General features: G+C 64.6%; 1 pseudogene. It reads right to left on the reverse strand.

What is annotated here, in order from left to right:
• Nucleotides 1–534, reverse strand: a pseudogene (locus tag ACP4IX_RS36585) (hypothetical protein); the annotation flags it as partial.

The raw sequence follows: 534 nt of genomic DNA on the forward strand, positions 1-534 counted from the left end.
GATCTCGCCGTCCTTGATGGCGTACTGCACGTTCATCAGGCCGACGACATCGAGGCCGAGCGCGAGTTCGCGGGTCTGGCGTTCGAGTTCGGCGATCACCGCAGGCTCGAGCGAATGCGGCGGCAGCGAGCAGGCCGAGTCGCCGGAGTGAATGCCGGCTTCCTCGATGTGCTCCATGATGCCGACGACGAAGGTGTCCTTGCCGTCGCACAGGCAGTCGACATCGACTTCGGTCGCGTCGGACAGATAGCGGTCGAACAGCAGCGGGTTCTTGCCGAGCACCGTGTTGATCTGGCCGGTCTTGTCGTTGGGATACCGTGCCTTGACGTCGGCGGGCACCAGTTCCGGCAATGTGCCGAGCAGGTAATCGCCGAGCTGCGATTCTTCGCGGATGATCTGCATGGCGCGGCCGCCGAGCACATAGGACGGACGCACGACCAGCGGCAGACCGAGATCAGCGGCCACGAGGCGCGCCTGCTCGACCGAATAGGCGATGCCGTTCTTGGGCTGCTTCAGGCGCAGCTTGTCGAGCAC

The organism is Streptomyces sp. WG5 (assembly GCF_049974565.1).
Classification (GTDB): Bacteria; Actinomycetota; Actinomycetes; order Streptomycetales; family Streptomycetaceae; genus Streptomyces.